The sequence below is a fragment of the Roseateles sp. P5_E11 genome, assembly GCF_054049355.1.
In genome coordinates, this window is record NZ_JBFUMO010001154.1 from 1 (window position 1) to 700 (window position 700).

Annotated in this window: 1 protein-coding gene; it reads right to left on the reverse strand. The window is 66.4% G+C overall.

Features of this window, described 5'->3' with window-relative positions; all coding sequences use genetic code 11:
* On the reverse strand, window positions 1-598 hold a 598-nt coding region (locus tag ACXJKR_RS34040; protein WP_457326620.1), incomplete at its 3' end, for an amidohydrolase.
* Window positions 599-700 lie beyond the last annotated feature (102 nt).

Below are 700 nucleotides of genomic sequence, written 5' to 3' on the forward strand. Positions count from 1 at the left end.
GCATGGCGGCGTGCGAGCCCTTGCCGCGCAAGGTGATCTTGAACTCGTTGCTGCTGGCGAACACCGGGCCACTCTTCAGCGCGAACTGGCCGGCCTGCATGCCGGGCCAGTTGTGGGCGCCGAACATGGCCTCCATCGGGAACTTATCGAACAGGCCGTCCTTGATCATCTCGCGCGCGCCGCCGCCACCTTCCTCGGCAGGCTGGAAGACGAGGTAGACGGTGCCGTCGAAGTTGCGGTTCGTCGCCAGGTGCTTGGCGGCGGCCAGCAACATGGCAGTGTGGCCGTCATGGCCGCAGGCGTGCATGCGGCCCAGGTAGGAGCTGGCGTGGGGGAATTCGTTGCGCTCCGTCATCGGCAGCGCGTCGATGTCGGCGCGCAGGCCGACGGCGCGGTTGGACGTGCCGTTCTTGACGATGCCGACCACGCCGGTCTTGCCCAAGCCCCGGTGCACGGGGATGCCCCAGTCGGTCAGCGCCTGGGCGATGACGTCCGCGGTGCGCTGCTCGTGGAAGCAGAGTTCAGGGTGCTTGTGCAGGTCACGGCGGATGGCCGTGATGGCCGGCGCGTCGGCCAGGATGGTGTCGATGAGCTTCATGAGAGGGTGACTTCAGGCTCTGTAGAGGCCTGAGTTTAGGATCGGGGCCTGTTACCAGGGCAAAGGTCGGGTGCGTTGCCACTCAAAAGCCTGCGAGCAAGG